18 protein-coding genes, 1 tRNA gene and 1 pseudogene are annotated in these 21,170 nt (G+C 50.6%); 1 reads left to right on the top strand and 19 read right to left on the bottom strand.

What is annotated here, in order from left to right:
- Positions 1-74: 74 nt before the first annotated feature.
- From B3A20_RS05740 to B3A20_RS05720, 5 genes are all read right to left on the bottom strand, one after another.
- A complete protein-coding gene (locus B3A20_RS05740) occupies positions 75-1,241 on the bottom strand; it encodes a ribose-phosphate diphosphokinase (RefSeq protein ID WP_088640961.1) in 1,167 nt (388 codons plus the stop codon).
- Between the two features lie 178 nt (positions 1,242-1,419).
- Positions 1,420-2,850: a phosphopyruvate hydratase gene (gene eno / locus B3A20_RS05735; RefSeq protein WP_290762723.1), complete on the bottom strand. Its 1,431-nt coding sequence runs from the start codon at positions 2,848-2,850 to the stop codon at positions 1,420-1,422.
- Between the two features lie 294 nt (positions 2,851-3,144).
- Positions 3,145-3,954 carry a hypothetical protein gene (locus B3A20_RS05730; RefSeq protein WP_290762722.1) on the bottom strand — a complete coding sequence of 270 codons (810 nt, stop codon included), beginning with the start codon at positions 3,952-3,954 and terminating at the stop codon, positions 3,145-3,147.
- Positions 3,955-3,964: 10 nt separating this feature from the next.
- On the bottom strand, positions 3,965-4,981 hold the full coding sequence (locus B3A20_RS05725) for a hypothetical protein (protein ID WP_290762720.1): 1,017 nt from the start codon (positions 4,979-4,981) through the stop codon (positions 3,965-3,967).
- A 7-nt stretch (positions 4,982-4,988) separates the two neighbouring features.
- Entirely contained in the window at positions 4,989-5,612 is a 624-nt protein-coding gene (locus B3A20_RS05720; protein WP_290762719.1) for a hypothetical protein, read from the bottom strand.
- A 177-nt stretch (positions 5,613-5,789) separates the two neighbouring features.
- Between B3A20_RS05720 and B3A20_RS05715 the strand changes: the two genes are divergently transcribed.
- Entirely contained in the window at positions 5,790-6,719 is a 930-nt protein-coding gene (locus tag B3A20_RS05715; protein WP_290762718.1) for a glycoside hydrolase family 26 protein, read from the top strand.
- A gap of 9 nt (positions 6,720-6,728) precedes the next feature.
- Here the strand turns inward: B3A20_RS05715 and B3A20_RS05710 are convergent, their stop codons facing one another.
- The 14 genes and pseudogenes from B3A20_RS05710 to tuf all read right to left on the bottom strand — a co-directional run.
- The gene (locus tag B3A20_RS05710; protein ID WP_290762717.1) at positions 6,729-7,724 is read right to left on the bottom strand and encodes a hypothetical protein; all 996 of its coding nucleotides are present in this window, start codon (positions 7,722-7,724) and stop codon (positions 6,729-6,731) included.
- Positions 7,725-8,041: 317 nt separating this feature from the next.
- The gene (gene rpsG / locus B3A20_RS05705) at positions 8,042-8,518 is read right to left on the bottom strand and encodes a 30S ribosomal protein S7 (protein WP_290762716.1); all 477 of its coding nucleotides are present in this window, start codon (positions 8,516-8,518) and stop codon (positions 8,042-8,044) included.
- An 11-nt stretch (positions 8,519-8,529) separates the two neighbouring features.
- Positions 8,530-8,919, bottom strand: a complete 390-nt coding sequence (rpsL, locus tag B3A20_RS05700) for a 30S ribosomal protein S12 (RefSeq protein WP_015731968.1) — start codon at positions 8,917-8,919, stop codon at positions 8,530-8,532.
- 67 nt (positions 8,920-8,986) lie between these two features.
- Positions 8,987-13,426 (bottom strand): DNA-directed RNA polymerase subunit beta', encoded by a 4,440-nt coding sequence (rpoC, locus tag B3A20_RS05695; protein ID WP_290762713.1) that lies wholly within the window; start codon positions 13,424-13,426, stop codon positions 8,987-8,989.
- A 2-nt stretch (positions 13,427-13,428) separates the two neighbouring features.
- Positions 13,429-17,718: a DNA-directed RNA polymerase subunit beta gene (gene rpoB, locus B3A20_RS05690; RefSeq protein ID WP_290762711.1), complete on the bottom strand. Its 4,290-nt coding sequence runs from the start codon at positions 17,716-17,718 to the stop codon at positions 13,429-13,431.
- A gap of 105 nt (positions 17,719-17,823) precedes the next feature.
- A complete protein-coding gene (gene rplL / locus B3A20_RS05685) occupies positions 17,824-18,198 on the bottom strand; it encodes a 50S ribosomal protein L7/L12 (protein WP_015731969.1) in 375 nt (124 codons plus the stop codon).
- A 51-nt stretch (positions 18,199-18,249) separates the two neighbouring features.
- Complete coding sequence (gene rplJ / locus B3A20_RS05680) at positions 18,250-18,783, bottom strand: 50S ribosomal protein L10 (RefSeq protein ID WP_014545988.1); 534 nt, start codon at positions 18,781-18,783, stop codon at positions 18,250-18,252.
- An 8-nt stretch (positions 18,784-18,791) separates the two neighbouring features.
- Positions 18,792-19,478 (bottom strand): 50S ribosomal protein L1, encoded by a 687-nt coding sequence (gene rplA / locus B3A20_RS05675; protein ID WP_290762709.1) that lies wholly within the window; start codon positions 19,476-19,478, stop codon positions 18,792-18,794.
- 40 nt (positions 19,479-19,518) lie between these two features.
- Positions 19,519-19,944 carry a 50S ribosomal protein L11 gene (rplK, locus tag B3A20_RS05670; RefSeq protein WP_014545990.1) on the bottom strand — a complete coding sequence of 142 codons (426 nt, stop codon included), beginning with the start codon at positions 19,942-19,944 and terminating at the stop codon, positions 19,519-19,521.
- Between the two features lie 32 nt (positions 19,945-19,976).
- Positions 19,977-20,516 (bottom strand): transcription termination/antitermination protein NusG, encoded by a 540-nt coding sequence (gene nusG / locus B3A20_RS05665; protein ID WP_088630086.1) that lies wholly within the window; start codon positions 20,514-20,516, stop codon positions 19,977-19,979.
- Positions 20,517-20,519: 3 nt separating this feature from the next.
- Positions 20,520-20,708, bottom strand: coding sequence for a preprotein translocase subunit SecE (gene secE, locus B3A20_RS05660; RefSeq protein ID WP_014545992.1), 189 nt, complete (start codon positions 20,706-20,708; stop codon positions 20,520-20,522).
- Positions 20,709-20,727: 19 nt separating this feature from the next.
- Positions 20,728-20,800, bottom strand: a tRNA-Trp gene (locus B3A20_RS05655).
- 12 nt (positions 20,801-20,812) lie between these two features.
- On the bottom strand, positions 20,813-20,965 hold the full coding sequence (gene rpmG, locus B3A20_RS05650; RefSeq protein WP_088640950.1) for a 50S ribosomal protein L33: 153 nt from the start codon (positions 20,963-20,965) through the stop codon (positions 20,813-20,815).
- A gap of 11 nt (positions 20,966-20,976) precedes the next feature.
- Positions 20,977-21,170: pseudogene (tuf, locus tag B3A20_RS05645) on the bottom strand (elongation factor Tu); the annotation flags it as partial.

Genomic DNA, 21,170 nt, shown 5'->3' with positions numbered 1-21,170 from the left:
AGAAAAAAGTTCAAAAAAAACAAAAAATCCGGACATCTTGCGACATCCGGACTTTTTTCCATATACAGACTCTATTAGAAGAATGCAGGCGGCCAACGCGGGTTCTTCGAGGACATATCGATCTTGTAGAAGTCCTTCTCGAAACGGCCATCGTCCATGCCGTACATCTGCATCACGTGACGAGCAATCCACTTGCCGAGCTTGAGCACGGTGAGCTTCTTCCTCAGGCGGCCCTGGCAGTCACGGTTCATGATATCTGGGAGCGTAGAGGTCGTGAGGATTTCGTCAATAGCCGGGCTGTTGAGCTTTTCGCGGGCTTCGGCACTGGTGTGGAAGTGCGTGACACCAAAGCAGACGCGGTTCGGGTTACCCTTCTTGATATGTTCGCAGCACTGCACAATCGTCGTACCGGTACGGACCATGTCGTCGAACACGATCACGTCCTTGCCTTCGATTTCTTCGATGCTGATGTCAGAAAGTTCCGGGTTGAAGGTCATGCTGATTTCACGTTCGCCAGTACGGACCTTGTCCATAACGACGCGCTTGCATTCCGGGAGCTGGAGAGCATCGAACACGGCGTTCATGAACGGGCGTGCACCCTTGTCCGGGGAGACAATCACGAGATTGTTGCCGTCCTTACCGGTCTGGACAAAGTTGCTATTCTTGATGTAGTGGGCGTAAACGTCCGTCGGAATCAAGTTGTGGAAGTTGCCTTCGAAAATTTCGTTGAAGAGGTTCTGCACCTTGATGCTGTGATTGTGGCAGGTGACAACGGCATCGACACCAGCAGTCTTCAAAAGCTGGGCGTAAAGGAGGCTCGTGAATGCCTGGCCGTCGAACTTCTTGAGGTCGATGTCCGGGCGATCCTTTTCGAGTTCACCGATGCGGTGCGGGCCGCGGTCCTGGGCGCTGTAGAAGAGGTCCGGTTCAACCAGGACGACCTGTTCTGCACCATTATCCTTGGCGGCGCGGGCCAAGATGAAGTTACGCATCGCATAGTCGTTGCGGCTGCGTTCATGGTTAGAGACAGAGCAAATCAAGACAATCTTGCCTTCCAGGCGCTTGCCGATATGTTCCAAGTCGTCCATATCCAGCATGTAGCGGGGGCAGAATTCGGAGTTGGCGAAAGTCTTCAGGGAGACCACGTCGGAGATATCTTCACGGAGGCCGATGTACTGAGCCATGTCGATGGCAAACGGATCATCGGTAAAGTTGCCGGTCACGATAAAACGATCTGACATTTTCCTAGCCTTGATTTAGGGTTGCTTTGATTTAACCCCAAATATAGTTAGAATCTATCCACGTTTCAAGTTTTAGGGCAAGAAAATTGCCAAATGCAAAAAAGCCCCGGCTTAACGCCGAAGCTCTTTTTAGATACTTTGTTCTAAAAAAACGGTCGCCGTCGCGACTCTCGCCTGATTAGGCCTTCTTGCAACCCTTCTTGCACGGAGCCTTCTTGGCAGCCGGAGCAGCCTTGGAAGCCTTGGCACCCTTGCGCGGATCGCCAGCATAGACAGCAGCCTTGCCGAGTTCTTCTTCGATGCGGAGGAGGCGGTTGTACTTGCAGACGCGGTCCGTACGAGAGAGGGAACCAGTCTTGATCTGGCCAGCGGCAGTACCGACGGCGAGGTCAGCAATGAAGGTGTCTTCGGTTTCGCCAGAACGGTGAGAAACGATCGGAGCATAGCCTTCAACCTGAGCGCGCTTGATAGCAGCGAGAGTTTCAGAAACAGAACCAACCTGGTTCACCTTGATGAGGATAGCGTTAGCGATGCCAGCCTTGATGCCTTCGTCGAAGATGGTCGGGTTCGTGACGAACAGGTCGTCACCCACGAGGTTAATCTTGCCACCGAGCTTGTCGGTAAGAACCTTCCAACCTGCCCAGTCAGCTTCATCGAGACCGTCTTCAATGGAGAAGATGGAGTACTTGTCGATGAGCTTTTCATAGAGCTTGACCATTTCAGCAGACTTGAGGGTCTTCTTGGTGCTCTTCTTGAACGTGTAGGTAACAGCCTTGGAGCCTTCCTTTTCAGTTTCCTTGTCGCAGAATTCGGAAGAAGCAACGTCAAGAGCGATCTTGATGTCCTTGCCGAAAACGTAACCAGCGTTTTCAGTAGCGGTCTTCAAAGCAGCGAGAGCCTTTTCGAGGGTCATCACGTCCTTGATTTCGTAACCGAACTTGTTCTTAGCCGGCTTGATAGCAACGCCCGGAGCAAAGCCACCTTCGTCACCAACCGTCGTATCGAAACCACCCTTCTTGAGGACAGCCTTAAGAGCGTGGAAGATTTCGGTCACCATCTGGAGACCCTTGGAGAAAGTCTTAGCGCCAACCGGAGCGATCATGAATTCCTGGAAGTCGATCGGAGCGGAAGAGTGAGCACCACCGTTGATCACGTTGCACATCGGGCACGGGAGGGTGAGCTTTTCAGTGCCATGGAGCTTAGCAATGTACTGGTAAAGCGGAAGGCCAGCATCCTTAGCAGCAGCAACGCAAACAGCCATGGAAACGCCGAGGATAGCGTTTGCACCGAGCGTGTTCTTGAGCATGCGGTTGCCGTCGAGTTCGATCATAGCGTCATCAACTTCAGTCTGCTTGGACGGATCCATGCCAACGATCTTCTTAGCGATCTTGGTGTTGACGTTCTTCACGGCAGTGAGAGTGCCCTTGCCGAGATAGGTCTTCTTGTCGCCGTCGCGGAGTTCGCAAGCTTCGCGTTCACCGGTGGAAGCACCACTCGGAACAGCTGCGTGACCAACGATACCGTTGTCAAGAGTGACATCGACTTCGAGAGACGGATTGCCACGGGAATCCAAAATCTGACGAGCCCAAACTTTAGCGATTTTAGCCATTTTATTAACCTTCTGTTAAAGTGAAAATTTTTGTGTTTTAAATATAAAAAAGTGGTTAGTGATTAGTGGTTAGTGGTTAGAAAAAATGTGAAGATTTAGTGATTAGCGATTAGCCATTGGTCATTAGTTGTTAGTCATTAGTTAACGTTTCTTCGTCATCCTGACGACCAAAGGAAGGATCCAGTAAAGTTTTAGTGATTAGTTGTTAGTAGGAAGAGGACGGTAGTTACTAGTTATGAGTTACTAGATAATTGCAGTTTGTCATCCTGAGCGAAGTCGAAGGATCCTGTGAAATTACTTTATTGCGAATCGCAGTCCCACCCAAATTGTATGAAGGTTGAACATGCTGTATTCCTTTTCAAATTCAACAGGATTTTCAAACGCCGCGGTCAAAGCAATACCCATATTCCACTTTTCGTTAACAGACCAAGTATGTCCCACATCAAAAGTGAGGCTGTAATTTGGGGCAGATGTTATCTCAATAGCACCATGATTCCGGTCTGCAACACCAGTCTTTTCCTCTTCTACCTGCGTCTCGATAATAGAAAAACCGAATGATGCGCCGGCATGGAAACCCGTCAAGGGCGATTCTTTCTTTGCAAAGGGAAATACCGTAAATCCGGCCCCAAAGAACAATCGCGTTGAAAAGGAATGAAGCTCACTATAGCGAAGATAGTCTTCATACTCCACTCTATGATTGTGGAACGCATAACCTTCATGGTCGCCATTGTATTCCACGGGTTTACTCATTACATAACAATCAAATACATGGAAACCTTCGGTGTACGCTCCCTGAATAACACCAAATACAGCCAGTTTTTCCCAGCCATACCCCACTTTCAAATCCAGCACTGGGCCATAGCCCACGTATTCCACCCTGTCCCGCGGAGCATAATCCCCGCTAGGTCCCGTATCCTCGCAACCCTCAATGTCGAGGCATTCTCCAACATGGTCATCGGCCTGTTGCAACTTGCGAGGGCGTTCCTGTTCCACGTAATCCGCCTTGGCGATGCCCAAAGAACCTTCCAAATAAAGTCCTTTGGCCGAAGCACCAGCGGCAAGAATAGAAATCACCAAAATACAGCTTTCAAAAATCTTTTTCATAAAAATGTCCTTACGAAAACCAGCCATCCTCAATCTTTACCAATTCCCATTTTCCGTTTTTCTTAGACAAATAGTAATACCTTCCTCGATCCCCATCTCCGACATTTAGTTTTACTAAATCGTGACTTTTGTTAAATACGGCATTAGATATAATCGGAGGCGATTCAAGTAAGAAACCACCCCAAAAAAGCGGTACAACAATAATCTTTGGAATCCAGAAAGATTGAATTTTCCGCCATAATGGCCAATCCCAATGTTCCCAATCAACTTTCGCATTCATAAAGTCGTTCAATAGTGATTCATATTCTTTGTTCAAAATAAGAAGCTTGTGGCCCATCGGTGTTTTATCCATGCAGGCAACTTTCGCTTCTTTCCTTCCATCCCGACGTGCATGGAACATATCAATCTTATCCATTTCATTCGTATCAGAAGCAGACGTGTCAAAATACATCACGTTCATTCTCTGAACAAAGTAAATACTATCATATATGCTATAAGCCTTTTTCAAGCCAGACACAGCCTCTTTAAGCGGGATATCCGCAATCACCGCATTTATCAAATATGTATTGTCCTCCAAATCTTTCAGATTGCCACTAGGTTCAGTAAGTTCTATTAAGGGTACACTATCTTTTTTCATAAGGGATTCGCGCTTTTCCTTATCAAGCGTATGCCAATAGGTATCTTTAGTATAAAGCTCCATTACAACTTTATAGATTTCGCGTAATTCCATCGCCAAAGAATCGTCCGGCGCAACCGTCCCGCAGAGAGAATCCGAAGTCAATTCCCATCTCGCAAAAAAGTGGTCCCTGTAATCGTTCATGGAATCGCGCAACAGCGTATCACCCGTCGCCTTATACTGCTCGTAAAATTTATACGCACGCGTAAGGACCGTGTCCAATGGCAGTCCCTTCAACGCCTCAAAGCGTTTTGCTTTTCGCACTTCATCTTCATTGGTCCGCGAGCACCCGACAAGGAACAACGCTATCAATAAAAACGGCAGCCAACACAATTTCAAAAATTTCATCATTTAACGCCTAGTACGTCTTATGGCTCTTCACAATATCCAACAAAATTTTTTCGATATCCGTTATGCGATTTTTCTGATTGACTTCAATCGTGAAATAGTTATTGTTCTTCGTCATGAGCACCGCATACGCGACACCATAAGAGCCATTTGAAGTCACCATCCAAGCAAACGCATCGCCATCCTGCCTTTCGAATTTTGTCTCGCTATACTGAATCGGCTTATCGGAATTTTCAGCTTTCGTCATCGTCTTGTAATGATCGAAAAGCCCCACGAGAATCAGCGAATCCGACTGGCCAAAATCCACACCGCTTTCAGTTTCAAGACTTTCGAACAAGCTCTTAGTCTGACCATCAATCGCCACCTTCACATACGAATCGGCCACACCTTCTGCAAGCTCGACCCGCGTATTTACACCTTCCTTCTTTTGAATTTTAAGAGGAGTCCATTCAGCAGACGGGAGTTCAAAAGTGAGCGGTTCAGGATACGGGACATCCAATTTAATCACCGGGCTCCCCGTCCAAAAAGACGTTGTCTTATGAAGAATGATATCGTTATGGTTCTTGGCACAACCGCCAAGGAACAGTACGGATGCAGAAAATAAAAGAGCAATAGACAAATTCAAATGTTTCATGTTATCGAATATACTTTATTTCAAATCAATAAATTTAAAGCCCCTTTTTGAAAATACCATTTTTTTGGAAACGCACAAACACTAGCGACACTTTGAATTTTTTACACGCTTTTATCTGGGCTCTTCTAGAGCATTCAACGTATCTTTAAAGCGTAACAAAAACTCAATGGGGTCTTTATGAACAACAAGCTTTTCATGTCTCTTTGCGTTGCACCTGTTGCAGCGATGGCATTCCAAGTCGGCGCTTGGGTCGGAGGCCCCGGACAATACCCGCAGCCCACAAAAGAGAACGTGCAGGCCTTCCAAGAATTGCAAGGCAGCAAGCTTGACCTCATCAGCTATTTTGCAGTCTTTGACGTGAACGATTGGAACAACGTAAAAGTCTACGCAGACATCGCCAAGGACAACGGCTCCACACTAGTTGTCACCTGGATGCCGAACGGCCACAACGCCCAAGAAATTGTAGACGGCAAAACGGACAACTACATCCGTGAATTTGCTAAAGGCATCAGAAACTACAGCGAAGAAATCTGGTTACGCCCACTCCACGAAGCAAACGGCGACTGGTACGACTGGGGTGTGGGCAAAAAAGGCGCCGGGAATACCGACGCAAATGTCGCCGAAGCCTTCCGCCGCATCGTCAAGATTTTCCGCGAAGAAAACGTGAAGAATGTCAAATGGATCTGGACCACGAATGTCACGAACCACGGCGAAGGCGCCACGCTCACAGGCAACTATCCCGGTGACGAATACGTCGACTACATTTCCATCGACGGGTACAATTGGGGCAAGAGTCAAAGCTGGTCCAGCTGGAAGTCCTTTGCGCAAGTCTTCGATGACGCCTACAAGGCGCTCGCAAACATCGACAAACCGCTCTTCATTGCCGAAATTTCCAGCTCCGAAAAAGGCGGTAGCAAGGCCGAATGGATTGCCGACATGTTCGAGCATTTCCGCACCGACTACTCACGCGTATTTGCCGTGATGTGGTTCAGCCAAAGCAAAGACTACGAAGGCGACTGGGCGCTCAACACCTCGCAAGATGCCGTCAACGCCTGGAAGACGGGCATCAAGAAAATGAAGACAAATTCTAAGGGCAAAAAGAGATAAATCGATATTCTACGATATCCAGCCTTCCCGGAGCATCACGACTTCCCATTTTCCCGAGCGCTTGGACAGGTAGTATAAGCCTCCTCGGCCGTAGCCATCATTCACATTCAAGGTTACCATATCATGGTTCTTGTTAAATACCGCACTCACTATGGTCGGGTAAGAATGAAAGGAAAAATCATCTTCCCAAAAACGTGGCGAAACGGGAATCTCCCACATCAAAAAACGGCGGTTCCCTCGCGCTTTCGTTTTCATAAAATTGTTCAACAACGATTCATATTCCTTGTTTAGAACAAGAACCTGCTGGCCTATCGGAGTTTTTTCCATGCAGGCCGATTTCGTTTCTTTCCACTCATCCCGCTTTATATCGAACGGATCAATCTTTTGAAAAGACTCCATATCAGCAGCTACAGTATCAACATAATGCACCTGCAGCGTTTGAATAAAATAAACGACTTTAAATACACTAGTAGAATCCTTTTTCAAGACCGACAAAGCCTCTTCAAACGGAATACCCATAATTGTCGCTTCATCTTCTTCCCTAGTATCCCATCTCCACCCAGGCGCCGTCAGTTCTACTTTTTGTGTACTATCTACCTTCCCAAGAAGGGATTCACGCTTTGCTGTATCAAGCATAAACCAATACATGTGTTTAATATGATATTCAAAAAAATATTTCGAAACCGCTTCATTGATTTCGCGTAAATCAGCCGCCAGGGAATCATCTGCCGGAATCGTTCCGCAAAGAGAATCCGTAGACCTTTTCCACCTTGCAATGAAATGACTTTTGTAATCGTTCATGGAATCGCGTAGCAGCGTGTCATTCGTCGCCTGGAACTGCTCGTAGAATTTATACGCACGCGAAAGAACAGTATCCAGAGGCAGAGTCTTCAATTCCTCAAACCGTTTTGCGCTTTTCAAATCATCTTCATTAGACTCTGAACACCCGCAAAGGAGCGCTACAAACGTCACCGCCAGCAAACAAAAATTTCGCAGAAATTTCATACACAACATAAATAAAAAATTTTATCCAAAAAGGATTATCCTTTTTGGATAATCCTAATCGGATAATGAAGATTCCCGCTCGTCCCCGTCATCCCCGTCAAGCGAGGACAGGCGCGAGGACAGGTAGGCGGGGATGACAACGGAGCCGAGAGTAGCGCGAAAGCTTGCTTTCGCATTACCGAGGCGAACAAGTCATGCGATAGCGCAATGACAGGCTCTGGCGGGGATGACAACACTCGGCATTCCGCATAAATGCAGAAAAGGCTCCGCAAAAGCGGAGCCCTTCTCTAGGATAATTCTGTGCTTGCGCGCAAGAATTAGAAACGGAAGTGAGCGAAAGCCTTGTTGGCTTCGGCCATCTTGTGCGTATCGTTCTTCTTGCGGACTGCGTTGCCTTCGCTGTTCTTAGCGGCAACGAGTTCTGCTGCAAGACGTTCTGCCATGTTGGCTTCGTTGCGGTTACGAGCTGCATCGAGGAGCCAGCGGAGAGCGAGAGCCTTGGCGCGATCCGGAGCAACTTCCATCGGGACCTGGTAGTTTGCACCACCAACGCGACGGGACTTGACTTCGACACGCGGCTTGATGTTTTCAAGGCACATTTCGAACTTTTCGAGCGGAGTTTCCTTACCTTCAACCTTCTTGTCGAGGAGGTCAAGAGCGGTATAGACGATCTGTTCAGCGATGGTCTTCTTACCCTGCTTGAGAACGACACCGACGAGTTCGGTAACGAGGGTGGACTTGAAACGCGGATCCGGGAGGATGGAGCGATGGAGAGCCTTTCTTCTTCTAGACATAGATTACTTCCTTACTTCTTGGCCGGAGCGGCACCTTTCTTCTTAACACCGTACTTGGAGCGGCCGTTCTGACGGCCGTTGACTGCCTGAGTATCGAGCGTACCACGGATGATGTGGTAGCGAACACCCGGAACGTCCTTCACACGACCACCGCGGATGAGCACGATGGAGTGTTCCTGGAGGTTGTGGCCTTCACCCGGGATGTAAGCGGTAACTTCCATCTTGTTGGAGAGGCGCACACGGGCAATCTTACGAAGAGCGGAGTTCGGCTTCTTCGGGGTGCTGGTGTAAACACGGGTGCAAACGCCGCGCTTCTGGGGGCAGGACTTCAAAGCTACGGAAGCGGTCCTGTTGCTGATCTGTTCACGTCCGTTACGGACGAGCTGTTGAATAGTTGGCACTGTTTAATCTCCTAGATTTTGGAGTGCAAATATAGTTTTATTTCCAAATATTTCAAGTACTTAGCTGTTAATTATCCGAATCTTCCTCGTCAGAAGAGCCGATTTCGTTATCCAAGAGCTGGATTCCGGAACCAGAGTCGTAATTTTCAGCCTGTACATTCTGCAAACGAGAGCGTTCTTCCATTTCGTCGGCATCGGCATCGATCACTTGGACGTTCCTCAAGTGACGGGCACCAGTACCGCACGGAATAAGTCGACCCATAATCACGTTTTCCTTAAGACCCATGAGCGGATCCACGCAGCCTTCGATGGAGGCGCGAGTAAGGATTTTTTGGGTTTCCTGGAACGAAGCAGCAGAGATGAAGCTGTCCGTTGCCAAAGAAGCCTTAGTGATACCAAGGAGCATCGGTTGATACTTAGCTTCGGCCTTACCGAGAGCGCGCAGACGTTCGTTTTCGGTACGGAGACGGATCTTGGAAATTTCTTCGCCTGGCAAGAATTCGGATTCACCCGGATCTGTAATGCGGACCTTGCGCATCATCTGACGAACGATACATTCGATGTGCTTATCTGCAATAGCCACACCTTGCAAGCGGTAAACCGCCTGGATTTCGTTCACCAAGTGGCGCTGCACATCCTCGGGTCCGAGAACGTCGAGGATATCGTGCGGATCCACACTGCCTTCGCTGATCTTCTGACCAGCACGGACACGGTCACCGTCATTGACCGCCAGATGGATACCACGCGGAACCAGCACTTTCACTTCGTTGCCATCCATCTGCTGAATAATAACTTCTTGGTTGTTGCGCACTTCGTTACCGTACTTGACGAGACCGTCAACCGGTGCGATGAATGCCTTGTTCTTCGGAACACGTGCTTCGAAGAGTTCAGCGACGCGCGGAAGACCACCGGTAATATCGCGGGTCTTACCAGCTGCACGCGGAAGCTTTGCGATAACCTGACCGGAAGTAACGCGGTCACCCTGATGCACGGCGAGGATAGCGCCGTCAGGCAACATAAAGTGGCCAACCTTTTCGCCACGTTCATCATTGATGATGATGACCGGACGCAATTGGTTCTTACCGTGCTGTTTGTCGCTGATGACGATCCACGTTTCGACGTCGGTCATTTCATCGCGTTCGATACGGTAAGTTCTGTTTTCAATAAGATTGCTAAATGCGATCGTACCAGACACGTTCGTGATAATCGGGCTGTTATACGGATCCCATTCGAACATGCTTTCGCCCTTCTTGACGGTAGCATTGTTTTCGACGTGCAAGATTGCACCATACGGAATCTGGTAACGACCCTTGTTAATGCCGGTCGTATCGAAAATAACGAGTTCGCCCATACGGGAGACGACAACCTTCTGGCCTTCATGGTCGACAGTTTCGACCTGTTCGAGTTCGATGTGGCCATCGACTGTAGCCTTCTTGTCGCTTTCAACAGTCAAACGGGAGGAAGCACCACCGATATGGAACGTACGGAGGGTAAGCTGCGTACCCGGTTCACCAATGGACTGTGCTGCAAGCACGCCAACAGCTTCGCCAAGGTCAACCGGACGACCGGAAGCAAGCATACGGCCGTAGCACTTGGCGCAGACACCGTTCTTGGAATTACAGGTGAGCACGGAGCGCATCTTGATGTGTTCAAGACCCGTAGCAGAAATCTTCGGGAGGTCACGTTCGGTAACGAGTTCGCCAGCCTTGACGATCACTTCGCCTGTCACCGGGTGCTTGATGTCATCGACCGGTGCGCGACCGAGGAGACGTTCTTCAAGAGGAATGACAGTATCGTCACCGTCCTTGAATGCGGAAACTTCAATGCCGTCCGTGGTACCGCAGTCTTGTTCGGTAATCACGAGGTCCTGGCCCACGTCCACGAGACGACGGGTAAGGTAACCAGCGTCAGCCGTCTTAAGAGCGGTATCAGCAAGACCCTTACGGGCACCGTGAGACGAAATGAAGTATTCCATCACGTTCAAGCCTTCACGGAAGCAGGACTTAATCGGGTTTTCAATAACTTCCTGACCACCGAGCTGCTTGATCGGCTTCTGCATCAAACCACGCATACCGGACAGCTGCTTAATCTGTTCACGGCTACCACGAGCGCCGGAGTCAGCCATCATGTAGACCGGGTTGAAACCGTCACGGTCGTGAGAGAGCAAATCCCACTGCTTGGCAGCAACGTCGGACGTCGTCTTGGACCACACGTCAATCGTCTGGTTATAACGTTCACCGTCAGTAATGACACCGTCTTCGTAAAGGGCGCGAATCTTAGAAACCTGTTCGGCAGCCTTGTCGAGCATTTCCTGCTTTTCCTTCGGGATCACCATTTCGGCGATAGCCACAGAAGAACCAGCGCGGGTAGCCCACTTGTAACCGTTAGCCTTGAGGTCGTCGAGGTAGTCGACGGTCACGCGGTTGCCGGTACGACGATAGAGGTCGTCGATGGACTTAGCAATCACCTTCTTGCCGAATGTTTCGTTGGCGTAGCCAAGAGCGTTCGGGACAAATTCGTTGAAGATGATACGGCCGACAGTCGTCTTGATGACGTTGTCTTCCTTAAGGGTGAGGAACTTAATCTTTTCGCCAGCCTTGACCTGGACTTCGAGATTGCCATTGTCATCAGCCATTTCGCGGATGCAGGTGCAATCCTTTTCGAGAGCGCCCATATAGATCTTGCGACCTGCCGGGAGCTTCAAGTAAACATTGGCGTTCAAATCCACGACGTCGTTTTCATAAGCGCGGACGGCTTCAGCCGGGTCGTAGAAGTGCATGCCTTCACCCTTGCGGTTCGGACGCGGCTTGGTCAGGTAGTAGAGTCCTAGCACGATGTCCTGGCCCGGCACAGCAATCGGCTGACCGGAAGCCGGGTGAAGAATGTTGTTCGAAGAAAGCATCAACACGCGGCATTCGAGCTGAGTTTCGAAGCTAAGCGGAAGATGGCAAGCCATCTGGTCACCGTCGAAGTCAGCGTTGAATGCTGTACAGACGAGCGGGTGGAGGCGAATCGCATTACCTTCGATGAGCTTCGGATAGAAGGCCTGGATACCCAAGCGGTGAAGCGTCGGAGCGCGGTTCAACATGACCGGGTGGTCTTCAATAATCTGTTCGAGAATGTCCCAAACTTCAGGACGTTCTGCGTCAACGTACTTCTTAGCAGACTTGAGCGTGTAGACAATGCCTTCTTCTTCCAAGCGCTGGATGATGAACGGCTTGTAAAGTTCAAGAGCCATGCGCTTCGGGAGACCGCACTGGTGCATGCGAAGTTCCGGTCCCACGACAATCACGGAACGGCCGGAGTAGTCCACACGCTTACCGAGCAAGTTCATACGGAAGCGGCCCTGCTTACCCTTGAGGAGTTCAGCGAGGCTCTTGAGCGGACGTGCAGAACCTGCACGAGCGGTGCGGCGGCCGCTATCGAACAGCTGGTCGACAGCTTCCTGGAGCATACGCTTTTCGTTGCAGAGAATCACGTTAGGGGCACGGATGTCAATCAACTTCTTCAAGCGGTTGTTGCGGTTGATGACACGGCGATAGAGTTCGTTCAAGTCGGAGGTAGCAAAGCGGCCACCTTCGAGCGGTACGAGCGGACGAAGATCAGGCGGGATAACCGGAAGAACGTCGAGGATCATCCAAGACGGCTGGTTAGCGAGCAAGCGAGCTTCGTTCGGATACTTGTGGCGGAATTCTTCGTAGGCATCGGCAAGCACAAAGTCAGAGTGCTTGGATTCGTAGTCTACCTTGAATTCGGCAACAGCTTCGGCAAGACCCTTGAGCCAGGCCTTGCTTGCGTCGCGGGCCGGATCCGGATTCTTGTAGTAGCTGCGGAAGCTTTCCATCTGGGACTTCTTGAAGGCTTCGACGACCTTGAGGCGCTTCACGGCATCGTCCTGCTTGGTCTTGGACTTGGAAGTAGCCTGCAAGCGGAGTTCTTCGGAGAGCTTGGTCAAGTCGACGCGGTCGAGCAACTGCTTGATAGCAGATGCGCCCATCTTGGCTTCAAATTCACGGCCTTCGGCAACGAGGTCCTGATACTGAGCTTCGTCGATCAGGGAGTTCGGTTCGAGGTCGGTCGTACCCGGATCAATCACCACGTACTTTTCGTAGTAGATGATATGGTCGAGGTCCTTAGTATTGAGGTTGAGGAGTGCACCGATGACGCACGGCTGGTTACGGACGAACCAGGTGTGGGTCAGAGGGATAGCAAGTTCGATGTGGCCCATGCGTTCGCGACGGACCTTGGAGTGAGTCACTTCAACGCCGCAACGGTCGCAGATGACGCCCTTGTAGCGGATGCGCTTGAACTTACCGCAGTTGCATTCCCAGTTCTTAACCGGTCCAAAGATCTTTTCGCAGAAAAGACCATCCTTTTCAGGCTTGAAGGAACGGTAGTTAATCGTTTCCGGCTTTGTCACTTCGCCATAGGACCAGTAACGGATCAGGTCCGGGGAGGCGAGATGAATAGAAATGTCGCCAAACTGTTCAGTCATTTCTTCAGCCATAATTACTTGTCTCCAGTGGTCTCGATATCAAGACCCAAAGAATGAACTTCGCGAATCATAACATTGAAGGATTCAGGGATACCCGGCTTCGGAGTATTCTGACCCTTGACAATGGCATCATAGACCTTGGAACGGCCCTGCACATCGTCAGACTTGACGGTGAGGAGTTCCTGCAACGTATAAGCGGCGCCGTAAGCTTCCATAGCCCACACTTCCATTTCACCGAAGCGCTGACCACCGAACTGGCTCTTACCGCCAAGCGGCTGCTGCGTCACGAGAGCGTAGCTACCGATAGAACGTGCGTGGATCTTGTCGTCGACCAAGTGACCGAGCTTGAGGTAGTACATGTAACCGATGGTCACCGGGTTCAGGAGGGCTTCACCGGTCTTGCCGTCGTAAAGCTTTGCCTTACCGATAATCTTGTTGTTATCCGGATCCATTTCGTAGTTCACGATCGGGTTCTTCTGGTAAGCCTTTTCGAGTTCCTTGCAGATATCTTCGAACTTAGCACCGTCGAACACAGGAGTAGAGACCTTGAAGCCGAGAGTCTTTGCAGCCCAGCCCAAGTGAACTTCAAGCACCTGACCGATATTCATACGAGAAGGCACGCCCAGCGGGTTCAGAAGAATCTGAAGCGGACGACCGTCTTCAGTGAACGGCATGTCTTCAACCGGAACGATTCTCGAGACGACACCCTTGTTACCGTGGCGACCTGCCATCTTGTCACCGATGGAGAGGCAGCGCTTCTTGGCGATGTAGACCTTGACGCTCTTCAAGACGCCCGGCTTGAGTTCGTCACCCTTCGTGACCTTGTCGATTTCCTTTTCCATCGTGCGGGTAAGGGTATCGAGGTTGTCGCGAGCGACGAGAACGAGAGAGAGCACCTTGTCCTGGAGGTCGTCGTCATCCACAACGAATGTGGACATCGGAGAGACCTTCGTCACGTCGATGAATCTGAGGTTCTGTTCGTTATAAGTCTGACCTTCGCGGATCAAAAGTTCGTGAGTTTCGTTGTCCATGACCTTGCCAGCAGACTTGCCTGCGAGGAGGTCGAACAAGTGTTCACGGCATGCATCCTTGATGCGGTCGATCTGGCTCTGGAAATTCTGACGAATTTCTTCGATCGTTTCCTGATCCTTTTCCTTGCTCTTCTTGTCGGCCTTGTCCTTCTTGCTGAAGATACGGGTTTCGAGCACGACGCCCTTCATTCCCGGAGGAGCCTTGAGGGAAGAGTCACGCACATCGCCGGCCTTTTCGCCGAAGATGGCACGGAGCAAACGTTCTTCCGGAGTGAGTTCGGTTTCGCCCTTCGGGGTAACCTTACCGACGAGGATATCGTCCGGACCGACTTCAGCACCGACGCGGATCACGCCGTTTTCGTCGAGGTTACGGAGAGCGTCTTCACCGACGTTCGGAATTTCACGAGTCAATTCTTCCGGACCGCGCTTGGTGTCGCGGACTTCCATTTCGTATTCTTCGATATGGATAGAAGTGAACGTGTCCTTGATGGCAAGTTCTTCGGAGATAATGACAGCGTCTTCGTAGTTATAACCATTCCACGGGAGGAAGCCGATGAGGATGTTCTTACCGAGAGCGAGTTCGCCGTGGTCAGTAGAAACACCGTCAGCCAACACGTCGCCGACCTTCACAAAGTCACCAACGTTCACGATCGGCTTCTGGTTGATGCAGGAATCCTGGTTTGAACGTTCAAACTTGCGGAGCGTGTATTCGTCAATCGGATCCTTGCCGAGGAATTCATAGTTTTCGCCAAGGCCAGTGAGCGGTTCAAATACGCCGTTCACCATCTTGCCGCGCTGCACAGTGATGTTGCGAGCGTCAACAAACGTGACCTTACCATCGTGCTTTGCACGGACAACCGTACCCGAGTCAAGAGCGGCACGGCGTTCGAGGCCAGTACCCACGACCGGAGCTTCGGCGCGGAGCAGAGGCACAGCCTGGCGCTGCATATTAGAACCCATCAATGCACGGTTAGCGTCATCGTGTTCAAGGAACGGGATGAGGCCTGCTGCGACAGACACAATCTGCATCGGGGCCACGTCCATGAGGTCGATACGTTCAGTTTCGGTGTCGCCGATAGCGATGGAATCCTGCTTCATCAAGTGCGGGTATTCACTCTTGTCGCGGACGATGACGTAGCCGTCCATGTCGCCCTTGAAGCGGTTGTTTTCGTCAAGTTCGGTAGAAGCCGGAGCGACCTTGAAGGAGTCTTCTTCGTCTGCAGTGAGGTAGCTGATGTAGTCGGAAACGATCTGTTCCACGACGTCGCCCACCTGCACGTAGTCCGGAGTGCCGTCGAAATCATCGAGGGCAAAGCCGTTCTTGCTGTAAGAAACGTTACCGTCGGCATCCTTAAGCTGGAACACCTTGTTCACGAAGCCTTCGAACAATTCGCGCTGGCGGTTGTCGAGGTTCAAGCGGACTGTGTCGATTTCCTTCTGGGTGAGTTCAAGTTCCACGAAGAGGTGCGGGTCATGAACGAAACCCTTGAAGATGCCGAAATGCCACTTTTCTTCCGGGAAGTAGCACTTGTTGCCCTGAGCGTCCTTGAATTCAACGAGACCCACAATACGGTACGGGGTTTCGATGAAGCCGAAGTGGTTCACCACGGCGTAAGAGGCGAGGGAGTTGATAAGACCGATGTTCGGACCTTCCGGAGTTTCAATCGGGCAGAGACGGCCATAGTGCGTGTAGTGAACGTCACGGACTTCGAAGCCTGCACGTTCACGGGTAAGACCACCAGGACCGAGAGCGGAGAGACGACGCTTGTGAGTAAGTTCAGAAAGCGGGTTCATCTGGTCCATGAACTGGGACAACTGGCTCTGGCCAAAGAATGCCTGGACGACAGTAGAGACCATGCGAGTATTCACGAGTTCGCGCGGAGTCGTCTGTTCTTCTTCGGAATGGAGAGAAAGGTTTTCGCGGATGACGCGAGACATACGGGAGAGGCCGACGGAAATCTGACCGGCAAGGAGTTCGCCCACGGAACGTGTACGACGGTTGCCCAAGTGGTCGATATCGTCAAGAGTGTAGCCTTCGTCGCCGTTGAAGAGGCCGACCATGTATTCGATGATAGCGAGGAAGTCAGTCTTGCTCATCGTCATCTGGGTCACAGACGGCATCTTGAATTCGTTGACGCGGTCGAAGCGTTCAGCAACTTCCTTAACCTTGGCAAGAATGGCAGCGGTGTAAACCTTTGCGTTCAAGCGGTAACGACCGACTTCGCCAAGATCGTACTTGTGCGGGTCGTTGAGGAAGAGTTCGTCAAAGTAGCGTTCGGCGGTCTGGAGGTTCGGAGCTTCTTCCTGCTGCTGGTGGGTCACGGAGTAGACAGCCTTGAGGGCGTCTTCGCGGGACTTCGTCTTATCGGCAGCGAGCGTGTAGTGGATGAGGAGGTTGTCTTCTTCCTTGGAAAGCACGGTGATCTTTTCGACACTGCTTTCACGGAGGCGTTCGAGCTTCTTGTCGTCGATGACAGTGTTAGCTTCGAGGATGATTTCACCCGTTTCTTCGTCAACGACATCGTTAAAGATGATGCGGTTGATGAGGGTGCAGACACCTTCCTTGTCAAAGTCATTGAATGCGGCATCGTCGAGAACGATTTCGTCGGTCTTCTTGTAGAAGAGGTTCAGGATATCCTGAGTCGTTTCGAAGCCGATGCAGCGAAGCATGGCGGTAGCGGCAATCTTCTTCTTGCGGTCGATGATGAGGTAAAGGATGTCGCCTTCGGTGTTGAATTCAACCCATGCGCCGCGGTGCGGAATAATACGGCTCTTGTAGTCGGAGCGGCCGTTGGGTTGCATTTCTTCGTCAAAGCTCACACCAGGAGAACGGTGCAACTGCGAAACGACGACGCGTTCGGCGCCGTTAATGATAAACGTTCCGTTCTCGGTCATGATAGGAAGTTCGCAAACCAAGACATCGTTCTTGATTTCTTCCTTGAGCTTGCTTTCTTCTCCGTCCTTTTCGAACACCTGGAGGGAGAGAGTTGCAAAAAGTTCCATGGAATACGTGAGACCGCGCTCACGGCATTCGGGGATGCTGTATTTCGGGATGCCGAAATAATATCCTTCATACTTCAAGGAATACAGATCCTTGTCATCGGTGATCGGGAAGATATCGCGGAACACGCGTTCAAGCCCGACGTTCATCCTTTTTTCTTGCGGAATGTCCTTTTGAAGGAATTGCTCGTACGAAGCCTTCTGGACTTCGATCAGGTACGGGAGTTCCAGGTGGAACTTGTTGGAGGAATAAGACTTTCGCTCCGTCGTCATTAGAAATACCTCATCCGGTGAAGAGCCTAATTGTAGTCAAAAAACACCAAAAGCCCGCACTGGTGTGCAGGCAATTGGTAAGGAAGAATTAATGCAGCAAAAGCATTACTTAAGGGTAACCTTTGCTCCGAGTTCTTCGAGTTTCTTCTTGAGAGCTTCGGCGTCAGCCTTCGGTGCAGCTTCCTTGATGACGCTGTTGGCAGTTTCAACGACCTTCTTGGCTTCAGCGAGGCCGAGACCCGTGATAGCGCGAACTTCCTTGAGGATAGCCATCTTCTTGGCCGGATCGATTTCGGCGAGGATGACGTCGAATTCGGTCTTTTCTTCAGCAGGAGCTGCAGCAGCTGCAGCCATAACTACAGCGCCACCGGCAGCGGCTTCGATGCCGTGGGTTTCTTTAAGGTAGTCAGCCAAAGCCTTGGCTTCGAGAAGGGTAAGACCAACGATTTGATCGCCCAATGCCTTGATATCAGTTGCCATGATGTGTTTCTCCGATTATTCCGTTTAAAATTTTTGGTTTGTGGTTTGTTGTTAAGCTTCCGCTGCAGCAGGGGCTGCTTCGGAACCCGATTCTTTTTCCAGTTTTTCCTGGAGGGTCTTGAGCTGACCGGCGATCGTGGAGCCAGGTCCGAGAGCGATAGAGACGATCATTGCGATCATACCCTTACGATCTGGAATCTTGGAGAGGTTCACGACTTCGGAGCCCGGCATTGCCTTGCCATCAAGGTAAATGCTCTTGGCAACCAAGAAATCAGGGTTTGCTTTGTGGAATGCTTCAATTTCGCGAGCCGGCAGGAGCGGGTCTTCTTCGAAACCGACCATCACAGACGTTGCGCCAGTGAGGGAGTCGTTGAGACCTTCAACCTTGAGTGCTTCGAGAACGCGCTTGAGAAGAGTGTTCTTCACAGCGTGGTACTTGACACCCTTAGCAGCGAGGGCCTTGCGGAGGGCATTGTCCTTATCGACAGTGATGCCCTGGAAATTGAGCAGATAGACGGCGGTAGCGCCCTTGAAGGACTCGACGAGCGCGTCCACGGTCTGTTGTTTTTTAACTACAGCTTTCATGGTTTCTCCTAGCGCGTCAGTGCCATATCAAGTTTGATGCCCGGGGCCATCGTAGCCGTCAATGTGAGGCTCTTGATGTAAGTGCCCTTAGAAGATTGAGGCTTGTTCTTCACAACAGAGTCGATAACAGACTTCGTGTTTTCTGCGAGCTGATCGACAGTGAAGGAAAGCTTGCCAACCGGAGCGTGGACGTTTGCGCCCTTGTCAACGCGGTAGGAAATCTTACCGGCCTTGAGTTCCTTGACGGTCTGAGCGACGTTAACAGTCACCGTACCAGCCTTGGGGCTCGGCATCATACCACGAGGACCGAGGACACGTGCGACCTTACTAATCACCGGCATCATGTCGGGAGTAGCAACGACAGCGTCGAAATCCAGCCAGCCTTCCTGAATCTTCTGAACCAAGTCGGCACCACCAGCGTAGTCAGCACCTGCGGCTTTGGCAACTTCAAGGTTGTTGTCCTTGCAGAACACCAAGACGCGGACCTGACGACCGGTACCATGCGGAAGCACGACAGTGCCACGAACCACTTGGTCGGAATGTTTTGGGTCCACACCGAGATTGAAGTGTACTTCGACCGTCTGGTCGAACTTCAATTCGGACTTTTTGAGTATTTCGATTGCTTCCTTCAAATCGTACGCTTTGGTGCGATCGAAAGATTCAGCAATCTTTTTGTATTTTTTTCCTCTGAACATGAAATTTTCCTGTCAGATACGTAACGGTGAATTACCTGCCTCAGTCAACCACTTCAATACCCATGGAACGAGCAGTGCCCGCAACCATGCGCTTGGCGGCTTCGAGGTCGATTGTGTTTAGATCCGGCATCTTCTTTTGGGCGATTTCCGTGATCTGGGCTTGAGTGATCTTGCCAACTTTCTTACGGTTGGGTTCACCAGAGCCGCTCTGCACGCCAGTAGCCTTCTTGATGAGGGCCGGAACCGGCGAGACCTTCGTGATGAAGGTGAAGCTCTTGTCAGCGTAGACCGTGATGACGACCGGCACAATCATGCCCTTGTCATTCTGGGTCTTAGCGTTAAACTGTTTGCAGAACTCCATGATGTTCACACCCTTCTGACCAAGGGCAGGACCTACCGGAGGAGCCGGGTTGGCGGCACCGCCAGGAATCTGGAGCTTAATATAACCTGTGATTTTCTTTGCCACTGTATTATCTCCGTTTCAAAGACCGTAATCAATTATGCGTCGGCGGATTCGACCTGGTTAAAGGCGAGTTCGACTGGCGTAGAACGACCAAAAACGGAAACCATGACCTTGATCTTGGCTTCCATAATTTCATCTACGACGCCCACAAAGCCCTTGAACGGACCTTCCTTGATGCAGACATTTTCGCCAATTGTATACGGAATTTGGATCTCGCCTTCGATGGAGTTTTCAGGATCAACACCCAGAAGACGATCGACCTCGCTCTGACGAAGCGGAATAGGTACTCGAGAAGCGCGAGTCATTCCGCCGAAATGGGTGACACCATTGATGGTGGACACCAGGTGCTGGGTGAGCTCGTCCAGCTCCATTTCAATAATGATATATGCAGGAAACAAATTTTGGACGCTTACCCGACGCTTACCACGAACGTTGGAAACAACTTCGCGAGTAGGCACGATAATACGTCCAAATTTATCTTGAACGCCTTCGCGCTCAATCATTTGCTCAAGGCGTTTCTTGATATTGTTTTCTTGACCGGTAAAGGTGTGAACGGCATACCACTGCATGGACATACACTAACCTCTACCCATGATGAAATTGACAATCCAAGAGAGCACAAAGTCGAGCCCTGCAATATAGAATCCCATGATAACGCTGAAAAGCATTACAACAAGAGTAGAACCTTTAAGCTCTTCCCAAGTGGGCCAAGTAACCTGTTTCAGTTCTTGGACAGATTCTGATACATATTGCTGAACCTTACGCATTTTTTCTCCGGGAAGTGAGCAGGTCGAGAGGGACTCGAACCCCCAACCAACGGTTTTGGAGACCGTGACTCTACCAATTGAGCTATCGACCTATTCGGACTTCCTTACTTGGATTCCTTGTGAACAGTATGCTTGCGGCAGAAGCGGCAGTACTTCTTGTATTCCACGCGGGAAGGATGAAGACGCTTGTTCTTGTCGCAATCATAGTTGCGCTGACCACATTCTGTGCATTCAAGCACGATGAGTTCTCTGGGCATTTTTTACTCTATTACTTGATGATTTCGGTTACAGAACCTGCACCAACCGTGCGGCCACCTTCACGGATAGCAAAGCGGAGCTGCTTTTCCATGGCGATCGGAGCGATGAGGTTCACGTGGATCGTGACCGTGTCACCCGGAGTAACCATTTCAACACCTTCCGGGAGCTGGATCGTACCAGTAACGTCGGTGGTGCGGAAGTAGA

The sequence above is a fragment of the Fibrobacter sp. UBA4297 genome (genome assembly GCF_002394865.1).
In the GTDB taxonomy this organism is placed as follows: domain Bacteria; phylum Fibrobacterota; class Fibrobacteria; order Fibrobacterales; family Fibrobacteraceae; genus Fibrobacter.
This window is presented reverse-complemented; position numbering and strand designations above follow the sequence as displayed.

What these genes read in the sequence shown, in the direction of transcription:
- B3A20_RS05740 (WP_088640961.1), bottom strand. Translation starts at nt 1,241, where the DNA reads ATGTCAGATCGTTTTATCGTGACCGGCAACTTTACCGATGATCCGTTT.
- eno (WP_290762723.1), bottom strand. Translation starts at nt 2,850, where the DNA reads ATGGCTAAAATCGCTAAAGTTTGGGCTCGTCAGATTTTGGATTCCCGT.
- B3A20_RS05730 (WP_290762722.1), bottom strand. Translation starts at nt 3,954, where the DNA reads ATGAAAAAGATTTTTGAAAGCTGTATTTTGGTGATTTCTATTCTTGCC.
- B3A20_RS05725 (WP_290762720.1), bottom strand. Translation starts at nt 4,981, where the DNA reads ATGATGAAATTTTTGAAATTGTGTTGGCTGCCGTTTTTATTGATAGCG.
- B3A20_RS05720 (WP_290762719.1), bottom strand. Translation starts at nt 5,612, where the DNA reads ATGAAACATTTGAATTTGTCTATTGCTCTTTTATTTTCTGCATCCGTA.
- B3A20_RS05715 (WP_290762718.1), top strand. Translation starts at nt 5,790, where the DNA reads ATGAACAACAAGCTTTTCATGTCTCTTTGCGTTGCACCTGTTGCAGCG.
- B3A20_RS05710 (WP_290762717.1), bottom strand. Translation starts at nt 7,724, where the DNA reads ATGAAATTTCTGCGAAATTTTTGTTTGCTGGCGGTGACGTTTGTAGCG.
- rpsG (WP_290762716.1), bottom strand. Translation starts at nt 8,518, where the DNA reads ATGTCTAGAAGAAGAAAGGCTCTCCATCGCTCCATCCTCCCGGATCCG.
- rpoC (WP_290762713.1), bottom strand. Translation starts at nt 13,426, where the DNA reads ATGGCTGAAGAAATGACTGAACAGTTTGGCGACATTTCTATTCATCTC.
- rpoB (WP_290762711.1), bottom strand. Translation starts at nt 17,718, where the DNA reads ATGACGACGGAGCGAAAGTCTTATTCCTCCAACAAGTTCCACCTGGAA.
- rplL (WP_015731969.1), bottom strand. Translation starts at nt 18,198, where the DNA reads ATGGCAACTGATATCAAGGCATTGGGCGATCAAATCGTTGGTCTTACC.
- rplJ (WP_014545988.1), bottom strand. Translation starts at nt 18,783, where the DNA reads ATGAAAGCTGTAGTTAAAAAACAACAGACCGTGGACGCGCTCGTCGAG.
- rplA (WP_290762709.1), bottom strand. Translation starts at nt 19,478, where the DNA reads ATGTTCAGAGGAAAAAAATACAAAAAGATTGCTGAATCTTTCGATCGC.
- nusG (WP_088630086.1), bottom strand. Translation starts at nt 20,516, where the DNA reads ATGTCCATGCAGTGGTATGCCGTTCACACCTTTACCGGTCAAGAAAAC.
- secE (WP_014545992.1), bottom strand. Translation starts at nt 20,708, where the DNA reads ATGCGTAAGGTTCAGCAATATGTATCAGAATCTGTCCAAGAACTGAAA.
- rpmG (WP_088640950.1), bottom strand. Translation starts at nt 20,965, where the DNA reads ATGCCCAGAGAACTCATCGTGCTTGAATGCACAGAATGTGGTCAGCGC.